Origin of the sequence: Alterirhizorhabdus solaris, from assembly GCF_007785815.1 — a bacterium.
Lineage (GTDB): Bacteria > Pseudomonadota > Alphaproteobacteria > Sphingomonadales > Sphingomonadaceae > Alterirhizorhabdus > Alterirhizorhabdus solaris.
The window spans coordinates 15,443-38,907 of record NZ_VNIM01000006.1; the positions used below are offsets into that span (position 1 = coordinate 15,443).

Here is a 23,465-nt window from a genome sequence, read left to right on the forward strand (position 1 = left end):
CTGGGATACAGCAGGAAGGAGCAGCCTTGCCACAGACCGCCCGTACCGCCGCCCCGGGCCGGGCCGAGGCGATGTTCCTGGCCGGCATCGCCGACGCCGAGGCCGGGCGGATCCGCGCCGGCATCGATCTGATCGAACAGGCGATCGCGCTCGTTCCGCGCGGGGAATATCGCGCGCAGCTCGCCCGCCTCTACACGCTCGTGCGCCGTGACGGCGATGCCGCCGCCGTACTGCGCGCCGCCGAAGCCGCCCTGCCCGGCGATGCGCTCGGCCGCGACACGATGGGGTGCGTCTATGCCCGGCTTGGCGATCACGAGGCCGCGCTGGCCCACTTCCTCTCGGCGACCACGCTCGCGCCGGACGACGGCCGTTTCCGCTATAATCTGGCGGCGACGCTCAGCTTCCTCGGTCGCACGGACGAGGCGGCGGCGGCGCTGGAGGCCATCCTCGCCGACGCACCCGACGATGCGCGCGCGCACCACCTGCTCGCGGGGCTGCGCAGGCAGACGGCGGCGGATAATCATGTCGAGCGGCTGCGCGCCGTGCATGATCGCGCACCACCCGGCCGCGCGCGACTGCTGACCGGCTACGCACTGGTCAAGGAACTGGAGGACGTGGACCAGCCGGACGAGGCGTTCGCCCGGCTCGCCGCCGTCAACGCCGCGCATCGCGCGTCGCTCGCCTATGATTTCGCGCGCGATGCCGCACTGTTCGACGGCATGGAGGCGGCGTGGCCGGCGATGGCGCGCGCGCCCATGGGCACGCCGCCCGCCGACGCGCCGATCCTCGTCATCGGCATGCCGCGCACCGGCACCACGCTCGTCGACCGCATCCTCGCCTCGCATCCGGCGGTGGAGAGCGTGGGCGAACTTCAGGCACTGCCGCTCGCGGTCAAGGCGGCGGCGGGCACGCGCAGCCGCACCGTGCTCGATCCGGAGACGATCGTCGCCGCCACGCGCGCCGATGCCGCCGCGATCGGGCGCGACTATCTCGCCCGCGCCGCGCACCACCGGCGTGCGACGGCCGGTCGTTTCGTCGACAAGTTTCCCGGCAATTTCCTGTACGCGGGCATCGCCGCGCGGGCGCTGCCGAACGCCGCGATCGTGTGCCTGCGCCGCAGCCCGATGGACACCGTGCTCGCCAATTTCCGCAACCTGTTCGCGATCGGCTCGCGTTATTACGATTACAGCTACGACCTGCTCGACATCGCGCGATATTATCACCGCTTCGACCGGATGATGGCCTTCTGGCGGACGGCGCTGCCGGGCCGTATTCTCGAACTGCGCTACGAGGCGCTGGTGGCGGATCAGGAGGGGCAGACGCGCGCACTGCTCGCCCACTGCGGGCTGGACTGGTCGGATCGCTGCCTCGATTTTCACACCAATGCCGGCGCGGTCTCCACGCCCAGCGCCGCGCAGGTGCGTCGGCCGATCTACGGCAGCTCGGTCGCCCGGTGGAAACGGCACGCCGCCGCCCTCGAACCCGTGCGCGCCTTCTTCGAGGCTCACGGGATCGCGGCGGACTGACCCCCCGCTACGTCAAACGACCCATGGCGAGGCCGGCCGTCGCGGGCGAGCCATGACGCCATGAACATCTCTCCGCGAATGATGCTGCCCCTCGTCGCACTGGCGGCCATGGCAGCGCCGGCGATGGCACAGCCCGCCCCGTCCACTCGCCTCGTTTCCCGCGACGGGGGCGACCGCCTGCTCGTCCGCGGCCACCGCGCGTCGCCCCAGGCCGCCGTCCGCATCAACGGCCGCCCGGTCGAGGTGAGCGGCGGCACCGCGTGGCGCATCGAACTGCCGGTCGCGACAGTGCGCGAATGGTCCGCCGGCAACGCGCGGGCGTTGCACGTCACCGTCGGCGCGTACGACGCGGCCGGTGGGGACGTCGCCACGGTGCGGCTGCCCATCGGCATGCTCGCGCGCGATATCGAACTTGCCTCGCTCGTCGTGCGCGCGCGATAAGCCGGCCATCAGCATGGAGACCTGACCGGACGCCCCCTCCTCCTGCCTCCCCCGACGCGATCGGCATGCCGGCGCGGCCCGGTTGCACGTTCGCTTTACGCAATTGTCGCGGGCCTTCCGTGCGCCTAAATGCACGCCTCCCGCCCGATGAGAGGCGGGGATTGCAGGAGAAGGCCATGAAGATCGCCATTGCGGCCCTTGCCGCCGTCACGCTCGGGTCCGCAGCGTTCGCGGGCACCGTCGCCAATCCCTTCGCCAAGGACAGCGCCACGCTGACGCTGAAGGGCCTCGACCTCGCCAGCGCGGACGGGCAGCAGCGCCTCGCGGTACGCGTCGATCAGGCCGCCCGTGCGGTCTGCGGCGAGAACCTCGCCAACATCCATATCGACCTGGAAGCACGCGCGCGCGCCTGCCGCGCCGACGTCGCTGAGCAGGTGCGCGGCCAGATCGAAGCCCGCGTGGCGGCTGCTTCGCCGGCACGTTCGGTCCAGCTGGCCTCCGTCCGCTGAACTGACGACCCCGGCGCGGTCCCGGTCGCGCCGAATGATCTGCACCGACAAGTGATGACGGGCCGGGGTCGATCGCCCCCTGCCTACGTCATTCGGCCACCTGCCCCCATGATGCCATCGACCTAGACCGTCGGGCATGATGGAGGCGGGCATGGTTTCGGCATACACCGTATCGGCGGACGATGAGGATCGCGGGGCTTCCGACCGGATTGCCTCGGCCCCGACCTTGCGGACGCGGGTAGCGGGTTATCTCCAGCCGGCGATGGTGCTCCTCGCCCTCGTTTTCTGGATGACGGCGCCGGCCGCCCTCACCAGCCAACCCTGGATGCTCGTCGTGGTGACGTCGCTCACCACGCTGTTCGTCCTGTGCCTCGAGGTGGTAAGCGAGCGCCATGCGGGCTGGCGGATGGACCGGCGCGAGTTCTTCACCGACCTGGCCTATGTCGTGCTGAACGCCACGGTGATCTCCTGGGCGTCGGCCACGCTCGCGGAGGCGCCGCTGACGGCGGCCAAGCACGCGCTGGGCATCGCGACGCCATGGGCGATGCACCTGCCCTTCCCGCTTCAGGTCGCGCTGGTCGTGTTCCTGATCGAGTTCGGCCAGTACTGGATGCATCGCCTGATGCACAACCAGTCCTTCTTCTGGTCCACCCACGCGCCGCACCACCACCTCACCCAGCTGAACGCCGCCAAGGGCGCGGTCGGCAACCCGATCGAGCTGCTGCTCATCAGCCTCAGCGTGGTGGCGTTGTTCGATGTGCCGCTGCCCGCGCTGTTCTGCGGACTGAGCATCCTGAACATCATCTCGACGTTCGCCCATGCCAACACGCGGTTCGATCCGCCGGCGTGGTATGCGTTCTTCTTCACGACCATTCGCAACCACAGCCTGCACCACTCGACCGGCTATGAGGAAACGCGCTGCAACTACGGCAATTCGCTGATCCTGCTCGACCGGCTGTTCGGCACCTACCGGGACGGCGAATCCGCGATCGTCGGGCAGGACGAACGGCGCCGGCTGAGCATCGCCGAACAGATGCTGTTTCCGTTCCAGCCCGCGATCGACAGGGTTCGCGAACGGCGGGCGCAGGCCCGCGCCGACCTCGCCTCCCCGCCCGCCGACCGGCCGCCCACCGCGCTGGCGCAGGCGACCGACGCATGATTTCCAAGGAGCAGCGCCACGTGACCATCGGCTTCCGTTCTTCCTCTGCCACGCTGCGCGCGGCCTGATCGCGATGCTTCTCGGCATGGGCATCGCCGCCCTCATGGCCGCCGCCGCACCGGCCTCGCCGCCGCCGCCCGCCATCGAGGAACAGACGCTCGACGTCCCCGGCTTCGCGGATTTTCTCGCGGTGGACGGCGACGGCGTCTGGGCGACCAACAAGGGCCGCGTCGAGCGATGGTCGCGCAAGGGCAGGCTCGCCGCCGTGCCGATGGCGGGGCCGTGCGGCGCGATGGCGGTGGCGGCGGGATCGCTGTGGGTTGCCGACTGCAAGGACGCCACCGTCGTCAGGATCGACCTTGCGACGGCCAAAGTCGCGGCGCGGATCCCCACCGGCATCGCCAATCCCAAGGGCGAGACGAACGTCGTCTTCGGCGCGGGATCGATCTGGGTGCCGAGCGACGATGCCGGCGGCATCGCGCGAATCGACCCGAAGACGAACCGTGTCGTCGGGACCGTCAGGGTCGATCCCGGCACCCATTACCTCGCGTTCGGCCTCGGCGCGCTGTGGGCGGTCAGCAGCGCCGGACGCACGCTCCAGCAGATCGACCCCGCGACGGACAAGGTCGTCCGGCGGATCGCGCTGGGCGCGCAGCCGGGCTTCCTCGTCGCGGGGGAGGGCGCCGTCTGGGTGCAGGAGCAGGGTGACGGCACCGTCGCCCGGATCGACCCGCGCAGCGGCACGGTGACCGGGCGGGTCAAGGTGGGCGCAGACCTGAAATACGGCGATATCGACGCGGGCGGCGGCAGGATCTGGCTCCGCACTACCGCCGACCAGACGATGGTGGTGATCGATCCCGCCTCGCTGAAGATCGTCGCCCGACTCGGCAAGCCCGCCGGCAGCGGCGCCCTGCGCTACGTCGGCCAAGGGGCCGGCACGGGGCTGTGGACGTCGGCGCACGACGTCCACACGCTCTCTTGGTGGCGGCTGGGCACTCCGCCCCGCTGAACGCCGCCGATCAGGCCATCACCGGGCCTGCCTGCCCGTTTTTCCACGGCGCCGTCGCGGCTGCGCGTGCGTCACCGGGCGAGCGCAACGCCGGTGCGGCGGGCGCGCGCCACCGTCCCGCCACGCGACGATCCGCCCGCTTACGTCAAACGACCCATGGCGATGCGCGCCATTTCACCAAATCGTAATAACCGGAAGCACGGCCGCAGAGCCGGGCGCACATGGAACGGATGGGCTGGGGCGGGGTGCTTATAAAATAAACGGGGGTACAGAGTGGTAACGACCTTTTCTCGCGCGGCGCTGCTCGGCGCGACGATGCTTGCCGGTGTGGCCGCGATGCCGGCCGCGGCGCAGACCACGACCGAGACGGCCGTCACGACCAGCGAGCCGGTGGGCAGCGACGAGATCGTCGTGACCGGCAGCCGCCGCTCGACGACGCTGCAGGACGCCCCGATCAACATCAACGCCGTCACCGCCGACACGCTCGCCCGCGCGCGCATCGACGATGTCCGCTCGCTCGCCGCCTTCACCCCCGGCATGACGGTGGTCGATACCGGCCCGGCCTCCACCGGCACCATCGTGCTGCGCGGGATCAACTCGGGCGACACCTCCAGCGACGGCAACAACGCGAACAACACCATCGGCGTCTATCTCGGCGAGGTGCCGCTCTACCTCGATTTCAAGCTGATCGACATCGCGCGCGTCGAGGTGCTGCAGGGGCCGCAGGGCACGCTCTACGGGCTGGGCACGCTGGCGGGCGCTGTCCGCTACATCCCGAACCGGCCGACCACCGATCGCTTCTCCATCGACGTGCACGGCCGCGGCTACGCGCAGTCGCACAGCGAGAACCCCGGCGGGGTCGGCGATGTCGCGATCAACGTGCCGATCCTGGAAGATCACATCGCCTTCCGCACCTCGACCGGCTACTACCGCAACGCCGGCTTCATCGATTACAACAACATCCTGCAACAGCCCGGCGTCTCCGATCCCCAGCCGGTGCGCAGCGCCGACGCGAACGCCGCCTCGCTCGGCACCGCCGCGCAGCAGGCCGCCAACTTCCGCCGCGAGAAGGATCTCAACTACGAGCGCACCTTCACCACCCGCAACCAGCTGCTGCTCGAATACAACCCGGACCTGAAGCTCTACCTGACCTATGCCCACCAGCAGACCAAGACGGGCGGACGGCAGGCGAACATCGCCGGCGTGCTCGGCACCGGCCGCTACGAGGCCCCGTTCCGCTACGAGGAACCGTACCGGCGCAACGCGAACCTCTACGCCGCCGAGCTGAACGTGAACGTGTTCGATTTCGCCCAGCTCGTCAGCACCACGGCCTATACCGAGCAGAAGAACCGCGACGTCGGCGACAACACCGATCTGCTGCTCGACCTCGACTACGGCTACGAGGCGTTTCCGGAATTCTCTTCGTTCGCCAACAACCAGCAGCGCTACAAGCAGTTCAACGAGGAGATCCGCCTCGTTTCCAGCCATGGCGGGCCGTTCAACTGGGTGCTCGGCGGCTTCTACAACCGCCAGAAATTCCACAGCGACCGGCAGGAATATGTGCCGGGCTTCGCCGGGTTCGCCGGCGTCAACCGGCCCGACGACCTCGAATATATCTCGTTCGTCGATACCAAGACGACCGAGAAGGCGGTCTACGGCGAGGGCACGCTGCACATCACCGAGGCATGGCAGGTCACCGGCGGCCTGCGCTATTACAAGTATGACGCCGAGGCGCGCGGCGGATCGGATTTGCCGCTGCTGTCCGGCGGCCTGCGCCGCACCCCCTTCCCGCTGATCCAGTTCGCGCCGGAACGCATCGCCTCGCCCGATCCGGTGAGCGCCGACGGTTTCGTGTGGAAGGCGAACACGTCGTACAAGTTCAGCAACGACCTGCTCGTCTACGGCACCTACAGCACCGGCTACCGCGTCGGCGGCGTCAACCGCGTGCCCGCCTGCACCCCTTCGGACTATGCCGCGATCGCCGCCGGCAGCCAGGCGCTGTGCGCCTTGCCCGACGAGATCACGTTCAGCCCGGACAAGACGCGCAACATGGAAGTGGGCGTGCGCGCCGCGCTGTTCGACAAGCGCATCCAGTTCACGCTCGCCGGCTTCCGCGTCAACTGGAACGGCATCCAGGTGCCCAGCACCACGATCAACGGCGCGATCGGGATCACCAAGAACGGCAGCAAGGCCCGCTCGCAGGGGATCGAGTTCAGCACCACGGTAAGGGTCACGCCCGAATTCGTCGTGCAGGGCACCTATTCCTACGTCGATGCCAAGCTGACCCGGCGCGCGCCCGCCCTCGTCGTCGTGCAGGATCCCGGCCCCGGCTTCGACACCAACCTGTTCGACGGCGAACCCGGTGACCGCCTGCCCGGCTCGACCAAGAATTCGGGCAGCATCCAGGGCACCTATACCCACCCGCTCGGCGACGGCCGCAGCATCGAGGCGAACTGGGCGACCACCTACACCGGCAGCGTCTTCTCGCGCGTCGGCCTGCGCGGGTTCGGCACCCGCATCCCGAGCTACGTCATGCACCGGGCGGCGGTAACCTACCGCACCGATGCCTTCGATGTCGGCCTGTTCGCGGACAACATCTTCGACAAATATGCGGTGACGTCGGTGGGCAACGACCGCAGCTCGCTCAACCGCGTGCGCGACGCCTTCGGCAGCGTCGCGGGGCAAGGCGTGGTCGAGCGTTTCTACGCCCAGTCCGTGCTGACGCCCCGGCGCGTGGGTGTGGAGTTCCGCTATCATTATTGAGGGAGGACCGCGCATGCATCCGGTTGCCCGTCTCCGGGGCCGCGCGGGGGCGATCGGGAAACCGCTCGTCGCCGCCGGCGCCGCCCTCCTGCTGGCCGCCGCCGCACCGCCGTTCCAGCCGCCGCCCTTCACACCCTGGATCGACGGCACCACGGCGAGCGAGCCGGCGATGCAGGTCCAGCGCATCGACGCGGATACGTTTGTCATCCGCCAGTCCGTGCGGACGAATTTCGAGGCGCCGTTCCTCTACCTCCTGTTCGGCGATCGGGAGGCGCTGTTGCTGGACAGCGGCGCGGGCGGCCTGAAGGTCCGGCCGACGATCGACCGCCTGATCGCCGAATGGCGGGCTGCGCATCGCGACCGTCCGGTTCGCCTCGTCGTCGCGCATTCGCACAGCCACGGCGATCATCACGCCGGTGACACCGAATTCGGCGACCGCCCGGATACCCGCGTGATCGGCCTTACCCCGGAGGCGGTCGCGACGGCGTTCCACGTCGCCGACTGGCCGCGCGGCCTCGGCCGGATCGATCTGGGCGGGCGCGTGCTCGACATCATTCCCACGCCGGGCCACGAGCCGGCGCACATCATGGTCTACGATGCACGGACGCGGCTGCTGTTCTCGGGCGACATGCTCTATCCCGGCCGGCTGTACGTGCCGGTCGACCGCTTTGCGGCGTTTCGCGACAGCGCGGACCGGCTCGCCGCCTTTGCCGGGCAGCACCCGATCCGCGCGCTGCTGGGCGCGCATATCGAGATGACGACCACCCCCGGCCGCGATTATCCGATGGAGGCGGCCACCCATCCGCTGGAACATGCGCTGCCGCTGCCGCCTGCCGCGATCGGGGAATTACAGAAGGCGGTCCATGCGGCGGGGGCGAACCCCGTCGTCGACCGGCACGCCGACTTCATCCTTTACCCCCGGCCGGCGAGCTAGGTCAGCCCCGCCTCAGGCCGGGGCGAGGATGCCGGCGAGGATCGTCAACCCGCCCAGCCCCAGCGACAGCGGCACCCGCAGCCGCATCCATCCCGCCGGCGCCTCACCGGCGGTGGCGAGCCGGCGATCGACCAGCAGCGTGAGCAGGATCGCGCTGCCCAGCAGCACCAGCGTCCAGCGGAGGCCGAGCGGGGCGGCGGCGCCCACCAGACCCGCCGCCACCAGCGACGGGACCACCGCCAGCACCGCCAGCCCGCCCTGCCCGTTGCCGCGCCGCATCGCGAAGCCCCACCAGATCCCGCCGAGGAAACTGAGGATGACCGCGCCGTAGATCAACGCCGCCACCGCCGCGAGGCTGGCGACGAGCCCGCCGTTCCAGCCGCCCGCCGCCGTGCCGAGCGCCACCGTCACCACGGCGGCGGCCTGCGGCAACAGCCCGGCGAAGCCCAGCGCGCGAGTGATCGGCTGCACGGCGAAAGGAAAGGATGCGGAGGACGGTTCGGTCATGCAGGATCAAAGCCTCCGCCCGCGTGCGCGTTCCATCGCATCCATCCGCCGCGTTCATTTCGCCCGCCGACGATGGGACCTTAATCGCCGGGGTTCGTTCAAGGGGCTTCCCACAGGAGCGACCTCATGAGCGATACCAACGACATTTCCGTGCTGAACGGCCTCATCAAGACCACCCTCGACAGCATGAAGGGCTATGAGGACGCCGCCAAGGATGCCGAGAGCACCCAGTTCGCGACGCTCTTCGCCGATTTCGCGCGTGATCGCAGCCAGGTCGCGACCGACCTGCAGGCGCAGGTCCGTACCCTGGGCGGAGAGCCGGAAACCGACTCCAGCCTGCTGGCAGCGGCGCACCGCACGTTCATGGATCTGAAGCAGGCGATCACCGGCAAGGACGACAAGGCGATCATCCAGGAGGTCGAGCGCGGCGAGGATCACATCAAGGCGAAATACGAGGCCGCGCTGAAGGACGGTGGCCTTGCCCCCGCCACGACCGCCGCGATCACCAAGGGCTTCGCCTCGGTGCGCGAAGGCCATGACAAGATGAGCGCGCTGAAGCACGGCGTCGCCTGACGATATGACGGGGCGGCGAGCCAATGGCCCGCCGCCCCGTCCGTTCCCGGCATCGATCGAGGGGGACGGTAGGTCACCCATCGATCGATGCCGTTTTTTCGCTTATTTCTCGTCGAGCGCGAAGCCGATCTTCAGCATCACCTGATACCGCTCCACCTTGCCATCGGCGATGTGGCCGCGCAGTTCGGTCATCTGGAACCAGCGGAGGTTGCGGACGGACTCGGCGGTGCGCTCCACGGCGGTTTCGATCGCCTTTTCGATGCTCTCGTCGGACGTGCCGACGACTTCGATAACCTTGGCGACATGTTCAGACATTCGATCTCTCCCACCCTTTTCGCCCGACCCCTGCGGCGGGCACCAGCCAGTGAACAACCCACATGTCCGCGAAAAGTCCCGTCAGGCGGGGTCTGTTTCGCCACCGGCCAGATCGAGGTCGGCCGGCGTGTCGATATCCAGCGCCAGCCCCGGCCGCCGCACCAGCACCGCCGCCCCGCCCGACTCGGCGCTGAAGCGTGCCAGGCTGCCCGGCCCGAAGCGAAAGGCGAGCGGCCGGCCCGCCGCCACCGCCAGCGCGTTGGTGCCGCCGCCGTGGCGATCGGGTGCCAGCGCCAATCCGGTCTGCCCGGCCACCAGCAGCGCGGTCACGTCGTCGGCGGCAAGGCGGGGCAGGTCGGCATGGATCACGGCGAACGACGCATCGCCATGCGCCGTGCGCAGGCCGGCCAGCGCCTCGTTCAACCCTGCGCCCTCGTCGCGATGCCATGCCCCCGCCCAGCCATCGGGCGCGGTTTCGCACACCGGCACCACCCGCACCCCGGGCACCTGCGCGATGGTGGCGACGACATGGCCGAACATCGCCGCCGCCAGCCGGTCACGCGTCGCGCCGTCGAGCCGGGCCGCCAGCCGGGTCTTGCGCGATCCCGCCGGTTTCAGCGGCACCGCGACGATCCAGCCGTCGTCCGGCCGGTTCATCGCAAGCTGTCGGCCAGCGCCAGCGCCGCCTGCGCCACGCGGATGCGATCGGGCAGGTCGTGCATCAGCGTATCGGCGCGGGCATGGGCGATGCCGGGATCGCCGGGCGGGTCGCGCTCGTCCACCAGCAGGCCGTCGATCACCCCGGCGTAATGGCGCGCGATCGCGGTGGTATCGATCGGCAGCGCCAGTTCCGCCATCAGCTTGGCGGTCGGCCCCTTCACCGCGGTGCCCCCTACGAGCGGCGAGACCGCCACCACGGGTGCGCTCGCGTGGGACAGCGCCTCGCGAATGCCCGGCACCGCCAGCAGCGGATCGACGCTGAGGAACGGGTTGGAGGGCGCGATCAGGATCGCCCGCGTGGCCGGGTCGCCGATCGCCTCCAGCACGCCCACCGCCGGCCGCGCGGCCGCCGCCCCCTCGAACCGGATCGCCGAGACGACCGGCGCACAGCGGCGCGCGACGAAATAATCCTGGAAGGCGAGCGTGCCGGCGTCGCTCTCCAGCATGGTCGCCACCGGATCGTCGCTCATCGGCAGCACGCGGGCACCGATGCCCCACGCCCGCGCCACGTCGGCGGTGATCGCGGACAGCGGCTCGCCCGCCGCCATCCGCATGGTGCGCCATACGTGCAGCGCGAGGTCGCCGTCGCCGAGCCGGAACCAGTCCGGCCCGCCGAGCGAGGCCATCGCCGCCATGAAGCTCCACGTCTCGCCGGCGCGGCCCCAGCCCTGCGCCTGATCCGCCTTGCCCGACAATGTGTAGAGCAACGTATCGATATCGGGGGAGACGCGCAGCCCGAGGTGGGTGAAGTCGTCGCCGGTGTTGACGATCGCGGTCACGCCGTCCGCCGGCAGCGCGTGGATCAGACCGAGCACCAGCTTGGCCCCGCCGACGCCGCCGGTCAGCACCACGACGTTCCCCGGCGCATTTTCGGGCGCGCTCACCGGAACAGATCCTCATGCGGGGGCCGCACGAGCGCGGCGGCGGGTACATCGGGCGCATCCCACGCAAGGCCGCGCACCAGCGCCGCCGGGACGCCCTCGGCCCCCTCGCCGGTGGCGAGGCCGGCGGCGCTCGCGACCATGTCGGCCAGCGCCACCTGCGTCACCTCCAGCACGCGGCCGTCGCGATCCTTCTCGCCGCGCTTGTCGATCAGCGCCGGCAGCCCCGCCGCGCCGATCGCCACGTTGGTCACGCCGTAGCGCCACGGCCGGCCGAAACTGTCCGACACCACCACCGCCGGCGGCGTGGCGAAACGGGCGGCGAGCGCCTCGTGCAGCCGGGCGGCGGACGCATCGGCATCCTCCGGCAGCAGCAGCGCGCGATCCGCCGCGCCCGGGCCGAGATTGGACTGGTCGATCCCGGCGTTGGCCATCACATGCCCGCTGCGGTGGCGGGTGATGAGCACGTTGGGCACCGCCCGCACCACGTCGCTCGATTCGGCCAGCACCAGCGAGACGAGCCGGGGGTCCTTGCGGGTGGTGGCGGCCAGCGCCTCGGCCGCCGCGTCGGGCGTCACCGCATCAAGCGACACGCCGCGCCCCTCGGCCTTGGAAACGATCTTCTGCGTCACCACCAGCACGTCGTTGCGCGCGGGCACCACGCCCATCGCCTCCAACGCATCGGCCAGCAGCGCCGCCAGATCGCACCCGGGCACGATCTCGCCGACGCCCGTGATGCCGAGGATTTCGATCATGCAACGCTCTCAGTCTGGTGGATGGACCGGGCCTCCTGTGGCGCGCAGGCCCGCGCCGTCAACCCGGCAGGCCCGTTCGCCGATGCCGCCGGGCCGTTCAGGCCTTGCGCGTGCCCGTCATCGGGTAGCTGCCGAACGCGCCGACGGTGGCGGTGCCGGCCAGCGTATCGCCGGTGATCGTGGCCTGGCAGGCGATGCGGATCGGGAAGGGCATCGTCACCTCCATCGAGAAGGTCAGCGTGTCGCCCGATACCTGTCCGTCCGTTACCGGCAGCGATCCGAGCGCGCCGGTCAGGTCGCCGGTAAAGCGATCGCCGTCGCGTTTCACCGTCAGCACCATCTTCTGCTCGCCCATCGGCGAGGCGGTCGCGCAATCCCAGGCGCCGTCGATATCGGCCATCGTCATTCCCTTGTCATCAGCGGCATCGTGCCATCAGCGGCGCAAGCCGGCCTCAGCTGGCCGGCTTGACCAGTTCCACCGGCAGGCCGACCGCGTCAAGCTGCGGGCGCACCTTGGCGGCATCGCCCACCACGATCCAGATCAGCCGCGACGGATCGATCACCTTGCGCGCCGCCGCATCCAGCTGCGGCACGGTAAGCGCACGGTAGCGATCGGCCAGCTTCGCATAATAATCGTCGGGCCGGCCGTAGAGCGCGTTCTGCATGATCGCGCCGAGCAGGTCGCCCGACGTCTCGAAGCTGCCCGGCAGCGAGCGGACCGCGTTGTTGATCGTCCGCTCGCGCTCCTCGGCGGTGATACCCTGCGGGCCGAGAAACGCCTTCATGTCCGCCAGCATCGCCGTGATCGAGGCGCCGGTCTTGTCCGTCTGCACCGGGGCGGAGATGATGTACGGCACGTTCTCCTTCACCATCCGCACATAGCCGCCGACGCCGTAGGCCCAGCCCTTCTGCTCGCGCAGATCGGTGTTGAGCCGCGAGAGGAAGCCGCCGCCGAGCACCTCGTTGGCGGTGGTCAGCGCCAGCGGGTCGTCGGTGCCCTTCACCGGCAGCACCTCGCCCGCCAGGATCAGCGACTGCGGGCTTTGCGGCCGGTCGATCAGCAGGATGCGGCTCGGGCGGGCCATGCGGTCCATGGCGAACAGCTTGGCGCCCTTCGCCACCCCCGCCGCCGGCGCCCACGCGCCGAAACGCGCCTCAAGCTGCGGTTTCAACTCGGCCAGCGTGATATCCCCGGCCACGAAGATGCGGGCGTTGTCCGGCCGGAACCATGCCTGCTGGAAGGCGACCAGATCGGCCCGCGTCGCCGCCTTCACCCCCGCCTCGGTGCCCGATCCGGTGAACGGGATGCCATAAGGGTGCGCCGGCCCGTACAGCAGCGGCGGCAGCTCGCGCAGCGCGATGCTGCTCGGCTGCGTCTTTTCGCTCGCGATGCGGGCGAGCAGCTGGTTGCGGACGCGCTCCACCTCGGCGGGGGCGAACACGGGGTTGCGGATCACGTCGGCCAGCAGGTCGAGCGAGGGGGCGAGGTTCGGCTTCAGCGCGAACAGCGAGACGGTGGTGCTGTCCATCCCCGCCGACGAGCCGATGGTGGCGCCCAGCCGCTCCTGCTCCTCGGCGATGCGGATCGAATCGCGTGTCTTCGTGCCCTCGTCCAGCAGCGCCAGCGTCAGCGCCTGCGTGCCCAGCTTCGCCTTGGGATCGGCCGAGTTGCCCGCGTCGAACTGCACCGCCACCCGCACCGTGGGCACGGTGGTGCGGCGCGCCAGCACCACCTCGATCCCGTTCGACAGCGTGGTGCGCTCCACCTTCGGGAACACGAGGTCGTCGATCGGCTTCACCGGCGGCGCGCTGCGGGCCGGGCCGGCGGCCTGTTTCGGCGCGGGCGGGGGGCCCGGCGGCGTCACCCGCGCCGCCATCGAAGCGCCGGGCGCGGCCGCCCCGCCCTGCTTGGGATCGCGATAATAGCGCAGGCCGCGCGCGTTGCCGCCGCCGCCGCCCGCACTTGCCACGTCGGCGGCGCTCCGCTCGCCCGGCGCCACCACGATGCTCAACGCCGGCCGGCCCAGCCACTTGCGCGCCGCCGCCAATACGGTGGCGGGCGTGGCGGCGGCATATTCGGCCAGATCCTTGGCGTATTTCTCGGGATCGTCGGAGTAGACCGCGCCTTCCGCCAGCGTCACCGCCTTCCCGCCGAAGCCGCCGACCGATTCCAGCCCGGCGATGCGCCCGGCCACCTCCCGCGTGGCGGCGCGCGCCACCTCGTCCGCGGTGGGGCCGGTCTTGAGGAAATCGGCGATCAGCGCATCGAGCCGGGCGGAAACCACCTTGGGGTCGACGCCGGGGCGCACGTTGGCGGTGATCTCCACCAGCGACACCTTCTCCAGTTCCTGCAACGAGGCCGAGGCGCTGACGGCGGTCTTGTCCTGCCGCACCAGCGCATTGTCCAGCCGCGAGGAAGACAGGCCGCCGATGATGGTGAGCGCGATATCGAGCGGCACCGCATCGGGATCGTTGAGGCCGGGCGCCGTCCAGTTGCGATAGATCCGCGTGGTGGCGACGCGATCGTGCATCACCCGCTCCACCGGGGCCGCAAGCGTGGGTACGGCAACGGCCGGGCGCGGCGTCTCCGGCCCGCGCGGGATGCCGCCGAACCATTTCTCCACCAGCGGGCGGGCGGTGGCGGCGTCGATGTCGCCGGCCAGCACCAGCACCGCGTTGTTCGGCCCGTAATGCGCGCGGAACCAGTTCTTCACGTCCTCCAGGCTCGCGCCATCGAGATCGGCCATCGAGCCGATGGTGGAGTGGCGATACGGGTGGCCCGGCGGGAACAGCCCTTCCAGCTGGGCATATTCGACGAGGCCGTAGGGCTGGTTGTCGCCGCTGCGCTTCTCGTTCTGCACCACGCCGCGCTGGTTATCGAGCTTGGTCTTGTCGATCGCGCCGAGCAGGTGGCCCATCCGGTCCGATTCGAGGAACAGGGCAAATTCCAGCGCACCGGTCGGCACCGTCTCGAAATAGTTGGTCCGGTCGAACGAGGTGGTGCCGTTGGTGTCGGTCGCCCCCACCGTCTCCAGCGGCTTGAAGAAATCCTCGTTCGCGTTCTCCGATCCGTTGAACATCAGATGCTCGAACAGGTGGGCGAAGCCGGTCTTGTCGGCCGGCTCGTCCTTCGAGCCGATATGATACCAGACGGACAGCGCCACCACCGGCGCCTTGCGATCGGTGTGCACGATCACGCGCAGGCCGTTGGGCAAAGTGAACTGGCTGTACGGAATGGCCACCGCCTTCACCAGATCGGCAACCGGCGCGGGCTTTGTCGGCGCGGGGGCGGCCGCCAGCGAGGACGTGGCGAGCAGGCCGGCGGCCAGCGAGGCAGCGAAGGAACCGAAGATCGGACGGAACATGGGGGACTTTCCGACGGGGGGAGGCCAGAGGGCCGATGACGCATCCTAGCCCGATCCGCCGATCCGGCAACATCGTCGACCGGATCGGCCCCGCATGACGGAGAATAGACCGATGACCCGCCGCACCGCCCCCGAACTGGCCCGCGATTATCTGGGCAAGGACGCCGCCGGGCTGGCCGCCGAGGAGCGCCGCGTGCTCGACGGCATCGCCGGCCGCCAGCCGATCGCCCGGGACATGGGCGAGGAGGCGGAGATCCGTTCCACTTTTTGGGACCGGCTGGCCGACCGGGTGGCGGCGATCGGCGGATCGTGGGCGTTCATCTTCTCGTTCCTCGGCATCCTCGTCGGCTGGATGCTGCTGAACACCGGCGTGCTGCCGCGCCTCCACGATGCCGCGTTCGATCCCTATCCGTACATCTTCCTCAACCTCATGCTCTCGATGATCGCGGCGTTGCAGGCGCCCGTCATCATGATGAGCCAGAACCGGCAGGCCACGCAGGACCGGCTCGCCGCTGCCCACGACTACGAAGTGAATCTGCGCGCCGAACTGGAGATCATGCGGCTGCACGAGAAGGTGGATGCGCTGCGGATCGAGCATCTGGAGGCGCTGGCCCGCCACCAGCAGGAGGTGATCGCCCTGCTTGGAAAATAGCGACGATCGGCCTTGTGTTGCATAATAGCAACACCATATCGCGGCGGTATCCAAGGGGAGTCACATGAACCTCGAAAAATTCACCGATCGCGCCAAGGGCTTTCTCCAGTCCGCGCAGACCGTCGCCATCCGCAACAGCCACCAGCGCATCGCGCCCGAGCATCTGCTCAAGGCGCTGCTGGAGGACAAGGAGGGCATGGCGAGCGGGCTGATCCGCGCCGCCGGCGGCGACCCCGCCATCGCCCTGCGCGACACGGACGCGGCGCTGGCGAAGCACCCGGCCGTCTCGGGCGGCGGCGCGCAGCAGTCCCCCGGGCTGGACAATGATCTGGTCCGCATCCTCGATTCGGCCGAGCAGATCGCGCAGAAGGCCGGCGACAGCTTCGTCACGGTCGAGCGGCTGTTGCTCGCGCTCACGCTCGCCACCACCTCGTCCGCCGGCAAGGCACTGGCGGCGGCCGGCGTGAAGGCGGAGGCGCTGAACGGCGCGATCAACGAACTGCGGCAGGGCCGCGCCGCCGACACGGCGGGCGCCGAGGATCGCTACGACGCGCTCAAGAAGTTCGCCCGCGATCTCACGGCAGCAGCGCGCGACGGCAAGCTCGACCCCGTGATCGGCCGCGACGAGGAAATCCGCCGCACCATTCAGGTGCTCGCCCGCCGTACCAAGAACAACCCGGTGCTGATCGGCGAGCCGGGCGTCGGCAAGACGGCGATCGCCGAGGGGCTGGCGCTGCGTATCGTCAACGGCGACGTGCCGGACGGGATCAAGGACCGGCGGGTGATGGCGCTCGACATGGGCAGCCTGATCGCCGGCGCGAAATATCGCGGCGAGTTCGAGGAGCGCCTGAAGGGCGTGCTCGACGAGGTGAAGCAGGCCGCCGGCGAGATCATCCTGTTCATCGACGAGATGCATACGCTGATCGGCGCCGGCAAGGGCGAGGGGGCGATGGACGCCTCCAACCTGCTCAAGCCCGCGCTGGCACGCGGCGAGCTGCACTGCATCGGCGCCACCACGCTCGATGAATATCGCAAGCATGTGGAGAAGGACCCGGCCCTGCAACGCCGCTTCCAGCCAGTGTTCGTGTCGGAGCCGACGGTGGAGGATACCGTCTCGATCCTGCGCGGGCTGAAGGAGAAGTACGAGCTGCACCACGGCGTGCGGATCACCGATGGCGCGCTGGTGGCGGCGGCGACGCTGAGCAACCGCTATATCACCGACCGCTTCCTCCCCGACAAGGCGATCGACCTGATGGACGAGGCGGCCAGCCGGCTGCGGATGGAGGTGGAGAGCAAGCCCGAGGAGATCGAGAACCTCGACCGCCGCATCATCCAGCTCAAGATCGAACGCGAGGCGTTGCGCTGGGAAACCGACACCGCCTCGAAGGACCGGCTCGACACGCTCGAAGGCGATCTGGTGGAGCTGGAGGAACAGTCCGCCGAGCTGACCACCCGCTGGATGGGCGAGAAGGACAAGATCAATGCCGAGGCCCGGCTGAAGGAACAGCTCGATGCCGCGCGCGTCGAGGTAGAGCAGGCGCAGCGGGCCGGCGACTGGGGCCGCGCGGGCGAACTCAGCTACGGCGTGATCCCCAATCTGGAAAAGCAGCTGTCCGAGGCGGCCAACGCGGCGGCCGGCGCGATGCTGCGCGAGGAAGTGACCGCGCAGGACATCGCCGGTGTCGTCTCGCGGTGGACGGGCATCCCGGTCGATCGCATGCTGGAGGGCGAGCGCGAGAAATTGCTGGCGATGGAAGCCACCATCGGCAAGCGCGTGATCGGCCAGAAGGCGGCGATCGAGGCCGTCTCCCGCGCGGTGCGCCGGGCGCGCGCCGGGTTGCAGGATCCGAACCGGCCGCTCGGCAGCTTCCTGTTCCTCGGGCCGACCGGCGTCGGCAAGACCGAGCTGACCAAGGCGCTCGCCGGCTTCCTGTTCGACGACGACGCCGCGATGGTACGGATCGACATGAGCGAGTTCATGGAGAAGCATTCGGTCGCCCGGCTGATCGGCGCACCGCCGGGCTATGTCGGCTACGAGGAAGGCGGCGTGCTGACCGAGGCCGTCCGCCGCCGCCCCTATCAGGTGATCCTGTTCGACGAGGTAGAGAAGGCCCACGGCGACGTGTTCAACATCCTGTTGCAGGTGCTGGACGACGGCCGGCTGACCGACGGGCAGGGCCGCACGGTCGACTTCTCGAATACGCTCATCATCCTGACGAGCAACCTGGGCAGCCAGTATCTGGCCAACGTGGCGGATGGGGACGACGTGGCCACCGTGGAGCCGCAGGTGATGGAGGTGGTGCGCGCGCACTTCCGCCCGGAATTCCTCAACCGGCTGGACGAGATCATCCTGTTCCACCGGCTGGGGCAGGAGACGATGGGGCCGATCGTGGACATCCAGGTGGGCCGCGTGGGCAAGCTGCTGCGCGATCGCAAGATCACGCTCTCGCTGACCGATGGCGCGCGGACGTGGCTGGGGCGGGTCGGCTACGATCCGGTCTATGGCGCGCGGCCGCTGAAGCGGGCGGTGCAGAAATATCTGCAGGACCCGCTAGCCGACGCCATCCTGCGCGGCGACATCCACGACGGATCGCTGGTGACGGTGGACGAGGGCGACGGCGCGCTGGCGCTGGGGGTGACGGCCGGCGGGGGTTGATGGCGAACGCCATCCGCCGCCGGTCGTCCGGCAGCGGATGGCACCCGGCTATCGCTCGATCGCGTCGCGTTTCATCGGGGCGAGCTTTGCCAGCAGCCGGTTCTGCGCGCCGAACGGCACGCCCTCGTCGCGCATGGCCTTCTGGAGGTTCTCGATCAGGGCGGCGAGGTCGGCGGTCTGGAGGCCCATGTCCTTGTGGGCATCCTTCATGCTGCGGCCGGTATAGTCGCAGCCGCCGCCCAGGATGTAGCAGAACTGCTCCTTCAGCGTGCGGCGCAGGCGCACCAGATCCTGCCCCTTGAAGATGTCGCTGATGCGCGGGTCGCTCGTGTTGAGCAAAACCAGGCTGTCGACGATCCGGCCGACCCCGGCCTGCCCGTGGAACGCCTGCCACAGCGCGTCGCCCCGCACCGGCACCGCGCCGGCATTCGCATTGTCGACGACATAGGGATCGACCGGCTGTTCCCCGGCGGGCACCGGCAGGGTGGCCGCGGCGAGCGCGAGCAGGAAGGTCATGGTCAGAAACTCGTCTGGAGGGAGAGGTAGAGGCCGCGCTGGCCGGAGACGGTGGCGATGCTGCCGAGATCGGCATACGCCGCCGTCACGGCAACGTTGCGGGTGACGGCCCAGGCGGCGAACAGGTCGAAGGCGTCGTCCTCCTTGGCGAAGCCGAGGTTGTCCGGCCGGGTGCGATATTCCGCGCCCAGCAGCAGCCGGCGGGATACCAGCATCCCGGCCGATCCCTCGAACTGCGCACGGTAGCCGCCGTGCCGGTCGCCGCCGAAACCGAGTAGCCCCGTCTGGTTCGCCTTCGTCATCCGCACCGTCGCATCGACCACGAGGCTACGGTCGAGCAGCACCTTGGTCGCCGCGAGGTAGAAATCGGTGCCGCTCGCGCTTTTGGCGCCGAGCGCCCGCACCAGCCCGTCGCGATTGCCGCGCTTGTGCTGCACGCCCACCGCGATCTGCGGCAGGATGCGGTCCTGATCGTACACCGCATCGCCGACGAGCCGCAGCTTGGCCCCGTAGATATCCTGGCTGAAGGCGAAGCCACGCCCCAGCCCCAGCGTGGCGCCGGCCGCGCGCGTATCAAAGCGCTGGCGGGCATAGCTGACCTCGATCCGGTCGAACGCGCCGATCGCGGCGCCGAACGTCGTCAGGCCGAAATCGTCGAGCTGCACCTGCGTGACGTGGGCGCTGCCGCCGATGCCGTTGCGCGTCTCGTTCCCGGCGATCAGCGCCCAGGTGGCCAGCCCGCCGCCGGCCGCCCCCTCGATGGTCGTCACGCCCGTCGCCAGCAGCAGCTTGCCGCCGCCGCGCCATTCCCCCGCCCGGGCGGGAGCGGCCATGGAGAGGGGAATCAACAATCCGGCAACCAGACGGTGTGACCACATGCTATTGTTCTCATGTCTATATCGGATTGCGCGGATGCGGTATCATCGCGTGCAAACATTGGCGAGAGTGCCTCCGATACGGACTTAACCTAACTTGCTTAAACTCTTCTCAACGGCTCCGGCCTATCTTCGCGGCATGATCGACAGGCGAATCCTCGCTGCCGGGCTCGCGGCGGCTCTCTCCTCATGCCCGGCGGCGGCGACGACCGTGGACGTGATCGTGCGGGACAGCGGCGGCAATGTCGTGCCGAACGCGGTGGTGATGCTGCAGGACGGCACCCCGGCCTCGGCACGCACCGTCAAATTCCCGTGGCCGTATGTGGTGGCGCAGCAGAACATCCAGTTCACCCGTTATGTCCTGATCGTGCCGGTCGGCGCGCAGGTGAGCTTTCCCAACCGGGACAAGGTGCGGCACCACGTCTACTCCTTCTCCAAGGCCAAGCGGTTCGAGCTGAAACTGTACGGGCAGGAGGAGGCGCGCACCGTCACCTTCGACAAGCCCGGCGTGGTCGCGCTCGGCTGCAACATCCACGATCCGATGACGGCCTTCATCATGGTCGTCGATACGCGCTTCGCCGCGCGGACGGACGCCAGCGGACGGGTGAGCATCACCGGCGTGCCGGGCGGCAACGTCAACCTGCGCGTCTGGCATCCGCTCGCCCGGGCGCCGGGCGGGGAACAGGCCCAGCCCCTGTCCGTGCCGGCCAGCGGCGCGATCGCCCGCGTCGTCAGCCTGAACCTGCGATCGGCCGCGCGGGGATGACCCTGCGCTTCCGCACGCTGCGCGCGAAGCTTTCGGTGCTGTACGCCGGGCTGTTCGTGCTCGTGCTGGGGGCGCTGGCGATCGTGGGGCAGGTGCTGATCGCCAACAATGCCACGCGCGCCGTCCGCAACGAGCTTGCCGCGAGCAGCAGCGTGTTCGATCGCATCTGGGCGCTGCGCGCGCGTGCGCTGGCCGACAGCGCGGACGTGCTGGCACGCGATTTCGGCTTCCGCTCGGCCGTGGCGACGGGCGACCGGCCGACGATCGAGTCGGCGCTGGCCAACCTGCGCAAGCGCGCCGGCGTCGCGACCGTCTTCATCACGATGGAGGACGGCAGCGTGATCGGCGACGGCCCCGCCCCGCTGCGCGCGCTGGCGCGCGACGTGCCGTTCCGGATGGACGAAGCCGGCGGGGATGCCGTGGTGAGCGGCGAGGCCACCGCCGTCCGCATGATCGTCGCGCCGATCCTGGCCCCCACGCAGGTGGGCTTCGTGGTGTTCGCGATGCCGATCGACGCGGCCGATCTGCAGGCGCTGGAACGCCTGTCCTCGATCCCCCTCACCGCCGTCGTGGCGCGGCGCGACGGCGCGGGGCGGTGGACGACAGGCGACGCGCGCGATGCCGATGGCGGCGCGGCGCTGAACAGTCTCGTCTCCCACGCCCTGCGCCAGCGCCGGTCCGCCCCGGAGCCGATCCGGCTGGCGGACGAGGACGGCATCGCGCTGGCCAAGCCCCTGCCCGCGATCGCCGGCGCACCGGAGGCGGTGCTGGTGCTCAGCTATCCGATGGCCAAGGCGATGGCGCCGTTCCGCAGCCTGCAGGTGGGCATCCTCGGCGCCGGCCTGCTGGGGCTGCTGCTCGTCCTGCTCGGCAGCGTCCGCCTCGCGCGCGGCATCGCCGAGCCGATCGCGGTGCTCGACCGCGCCGCGCGCGCGCTGGAGGCCGGCGAGTTCACCAAGGTGCCGATCCAGGGACATGACGAGGTGTCGCGGCTGGCCGTGAGCTTCAACGCGATGTCCGACGGGATCGTGCTGCGCGAGAACCACATCGCGCATCTGGCCTTCCACGATTCGCTGACGGGCCTGCCGAACCGCGTGCTGTTCCGCGAGCAGCTGGATGCCGCGCTGCGCACCGCCTGCCGGCGCGGCACGCAGATGGCGTTGCTGTGCCTCGACCTCGACGGGTTCAAGGCCGTGAACGACACGCTGGGCCACCCGGTCGGCGATGCGTTGCTGCGCGAGCTTTCGGCGATCCTGGAGGCGACGGCGAACGGCGCCCTCGTCTCGCGTCTGGGCGGCGACGAGTTCGCGATCATCCTGAGCGACTATGCCGAGGGCCGCCCGCGCCTGCTGGCGCAGGCCATCCTCGACAGGGTACGCCGGCCCGTCGCGGTGGCCGGCCACCAGATCGCCACCGGCGCCAGCATCGGCATCGCGATCGGCCCGACGGACAGCGACGATCCCGATGCGCTGCTGAAGAACGCCGACCTGGCCCTGTACCGCGCCAAGCAGGACGGGCGCGGCAATTACCGCTTCTTCGAGCCGGCGCTCGATGCCGCCGCGCGCAAGCGCCGCCAGATGGAGCTGGACCTGCGCGACGCGCTCGCCAACGGCCAGCTCAGCCTCGATTTCCAGCCGATCTACAGCCTGTCCAACGATGCGATCAGCGGGCTGGAGGCGTTGCTGCGCTGGCGCCACCCCGAACAGGGGCTGATCTCCCCGGTCGAGTTCATCCCCGTCGCCGAGGATACCGGGCTGATCCAGCAGATCGGCGAATGGGTGATCCACGAGGCCTGCCGCCAGGCGATGACATGGCCCGGCACGCTGCGCGTGGCGGTGAACGTGTCGCCGCTGCAGTTCCGCAACACCGGGCTGGCCGACATCATCGTCCAGGCGCTCGCCCACAGCGGCCTGCCGCCGTCGCGGCTGGAGATCGAGATCACCGAATCGATCTTCCTTGGATCGACCGAGACGACGCTGGCCATGCTGCACCACCTGCGCGCGCTGGGTATCCGCATCGCGCTCGACGACTTCGGCACCGGCTATTCCAGCCTCAGCTATCTGCGCCGCTTTCCCTTCGACAAGATCAAGATCGACCGCAGCTTCGTCACCGACATAAACCTCACGCAGAGCGCGGCCGCCATCGTCCACGCCATCGTCGATCTCGCGCGCGCGCTCGGCATGGAGACGACGGCCGAGGGCGTGGAGGACGAGGCGCAGCTGGCCGAGCTGCGCCATCAGGGGTGCAGCAGCATCCAGGGGTTCCTGTTGAGCCGGCCGATCCACGCCGACGACGTGGTCACGATGGTGACGCGCCAGCCGGGAACGCGCCGGGCGGCCTGAGCTGGCGGTCGGCGCGTCAGGCAGCGGGTATAGATGAAGGCCGCCGTCAACGCCGTTGGGCTATTGGAAGCCGGGCTGCCGTCGATATCCTCGCCCGCGCCGCCACGCTCGGCGACACACCCGACATTTCCACATGCCGAGCGAAGTCGAGGCACGTTGCGCGACACCGCGGATACCCCCCCGGTTCCGCTCGGAGAGCGA

21 protein-coding genes are annotated in these 23,465 nt (G+C 69.7%); 12 read left to right on the top strand and 9 right to left on the bottom strand.

Annotation, left to right across the window (positions count from 1 at the left end; genetic code table 11):
• The first annotated feature begins 71 nt into the window (after positions 1-71).
• The 7 genes from FOY91_RS02820 (at position 72) to FOY91_RS02850 (ending at position 8,341) form a co-directional block, all read left to right on the top strand.
• Entirely contained in the window at positions 72-1,526 is a 1,455-nt protein-coding gene (locus tag FOY91_RS02820; RefSeq protein ID WP_145148023.1) for a tetratricopeptide repeat-containing sulfotransferase family protein, read from the top strand.
• 60 nt (positions 1,527-1,586) lie between these two features.
• Positions 1,587-1,967, top strand: coding sequence for a hypothetical protein (locus tag FOY91_RS02825; RefSeq protein ID WP_238995203.1), 381 nt, complete (start codon positions 1,587-1,589; stop codon positions 1,965-1,967).
• A 176-nt stretch (positions 1,968-2,143) separates the two neighbouring features.
• Entirely contained in the window at positions 2,144-2,476 is a 333-nt protein-coding gene (locus tag FOY91_RS02830) for a UrcA family protein (RefSeq protein WP_145147934.1), read from the top strand.
• Positions 2,477-2,627: 151 nt separating this feature from the next.
• Positions 2,628-3,635, top strand: coding sequence for a sterol desaturase family protein (locus FOY91_RS02835; protein WP_145147936.1), 1,008 nt, complete (start codon positions 2,628-2,630; stop codon positions 3,633-3,635).
• A gap of 85 nt (positions 3,636-3,720) precedes the next feature.
• Complete coding sequence (locus FOY91_RS02840) at positions 3,721-4,644, top strand: Vgb family protein (protein WP_420822853.1); 924 nt, start codon at positions 3,721-3,723, stop codon at positions 4,642-4,644.
• Positions 4,645-4,917: 273 nt separating this feature from the next.
• Positions 4,918-7,407, top strand: coding sequence for a TonB-dependent receptor (locus FOY91_RS02845; RefSeq protein WP_238995204.1), 2,490 nt, complete (start codon positions 4,918-4,920; stop codon positions 7,405-7,407).
• Positions 7,408-7,420: 13 nt separating this feature from the next.
• A complete protein-coding gene (locus FOY91_RS02850) occupies positions 7,421-8,341 on the top strand; it encodes an MBL fold metallo-hydrolase (protein WP_145147940.1) in 921 nt (306 codons plus the stop codon).
• Positions 8,342-8,353: 12 nt separating this feature from the next.
• Here FOY91_RS02850 and FOY91_RS02855 read toward each other — a convergent pair whose 3' ends face one another.
• Positions 8,354-8,848, bottom strand: coding sequence for a DUF3429 domain-containing protein (locus FOY91_RS02855; protein WP_145147942.1), 495 nt, complete (start codon positions 8,846-8,848; stop codon positions 8,354-8,356).
• 126 nt (positions 8,849-8,974) lie between these two features.
• Between FOY91_RS02855 and FOY91_RS02860 the strand changes: the two genes are divergently transcribed.
• Positions 8,975-9,421: a ferritin-like domain-containing protein gene (locus FOY91_RS02860; RefSeq protein ID WP_145147943.1), complete on the top strand. Its 447-nt coding sequence runs from the start codon at positions 8,975-8,977 to the stop codon at positions 9,419-9,421.
• 102 nt (positions 9,422-9,523) lie between these two features.
• Here FOY91_RS02860 and FOY91_RS02865 read toward each other — a convergent pair whose 3' ends face one another.
• The 6 genes from FOY91_RS02865 to FOY91_RS02890 all read right to left on the bottom strand — a co-directional run bounded on the left by FOY91_RS02865 (position 9,524) and on the right by FOY91_RS02890 (position 15,457).
• Positions 9,524-9,736, bottom strand: coding sequence for a dodecin (locus FOY91_RS02865; protein WP_145147944.1), 213 nt, complete (start codon positions 9,734-9,736; stop codon positions 9,524-9,526).
• An 81-nt stretch (positions 9,737-9,817) separates the two neighbouring features.
• Entirely contained in the window at positions 9,818-10,393 is a 576-nt protein-coding gene (gene cofC, locus FOY91_RS02870; RefSeq protein WP_145147945.1) for a 2-phospho-L-lactate guanylyltransferase, read from the bottom strand.
• On the bottom strand, positions 10,390-11,340 hold the full coding sequence (gene cofD, locus FOY91_RS02875; protein WP_145147946.1) for a 2-phospho-L-lactate transferase: 951 nt from the start codon (positions 11,338-11,340) through the stop codon (positions 10,390-10,392). Before cofD ends, cofC begins: the two co-directional genes overlap by 4 nt.
• The gene (gene cofE, locus FOY91_RS02880; protein WP_145147947.1) at positions 11,337-12,092 is read right to left on the bottom strand and encodes a coenzyme F420-0:L-glutamate ligase; all 756 of its coding nucleotides are present in this window, start codon (positions 12,090-12,092) and stop codon (positions 11,337-11,339) included. The genes cofD and cofE overlap by 4 nt, the downstream gene beginning before the upstream one ends.
• Positions 12,093-12,189: 97 nt before the next feature.
• Positions 12,190-12,492, bottom strand: a complete 303-nt coding sequence (locus FOY91_RS02885) for a hypothetical protein (protein WP_145147948.1) — start codon at positions 12,490-12,492, stop codon at positions 12,190-12,192.
• Between the two features lie 52 nt (positions 12,493-12,544).
• Positions 12,545-15,457, bottom strand: a complete 2,913-nt coding sequence (locus tag FOY91_RS02890) for a M16 family metallopeptidase (RefSeq protein ID WP_145147949.1) — start codon at positions 15,455-15,457, stop codon at positions 12,545-12,547.
• Positions 15,458-15,569: 112 nt separating this feature from the next.
• Here FOY91_RS02890 and FOY91_RS02895 point away from each other — a divergent pair, with 112 nt between their 5' ends.
• Positions 15,570-16,109, top strand: coding sequence for a DUF1003 domain-containing protein (locus FOY91_RS02895; RefSeq protein WP_145147950.1), 540 nt, complete (start codon positions 15,570-15,572; stop codon positions 16,107-16,109).
• Between the two features lie 64 nt (positions 16,110-16,173).
• A complete protein-coding gene (gene clpB / locus FOY91_RS02900; protein WP_145147951.1) occupies positions 16,174-18,765 on the top strand; it encodes an ATP-dependent chaperone ClpB in 2,592 nt (863 codons plus the stop codon).
• Between the two features lie 48 nt (positions 18,766-18,813).
• Here clpB and FOY91_RS02905 read toward each other — a convergent pair whose 3' ends face one another.
• A complete protein-coding gene (locus FOY91_RS02905; RefSeq protein WP_145147952.1) occupies positions 18,814-19,281 on the bottom strand; it encodes a group I truncated hemoglobin in 468 nt (155 codons plus the stop codon).
• A gap of 2 nt (positions 19,282-19,283) precedes the next feature.
• Positions 19,284-20,114, bottom strand: coding sequence for a DUF3034 family protein (locus FOY91_RS02910; protein ID WP_238995205.1), 831 nt, complete (start codon positions 20,112-20,114; stop codon positions 19,284-19,286).
• Positions 20,115-20,295: 181 nt separating this feature from the next.
• Here FOY91_RS02910 and FOY91_RS02915 point away from each other — a divergent pair, with 181 nt between their 5' ends.
• Positions 20,296-20,922 carry a cupredoxin domain-containing protein gene (locus tag FOY91_RS02915; RefSeq protein WP_145147954.1) on the top strand — a complete coding sequence of 209 codons (627 nt, stop codon included), beginning with the start codon at positions 20,296-20,298 and terminating at the stop codon, positions 20,920-20,922.
• Positions 20,919-23,264 (top strand): putative bifunctional diguanylate cyclase/phosphodiesterase, encoded by a 2,346-nt coding sequence (locus tag FOY91_RS02920; protein WP_238995206.1) that lies wholly within the window; start codon positions 20,919-20,921, stop codon positions 23,262-23,264. The genes FOY91_RS02915 and FOY91_RS02920 overlap by 4 nt, the downstream gene beginning before the upstream one ends.
• Positions 23,265-23,465 lie beyond the last annotated feature (201 nt).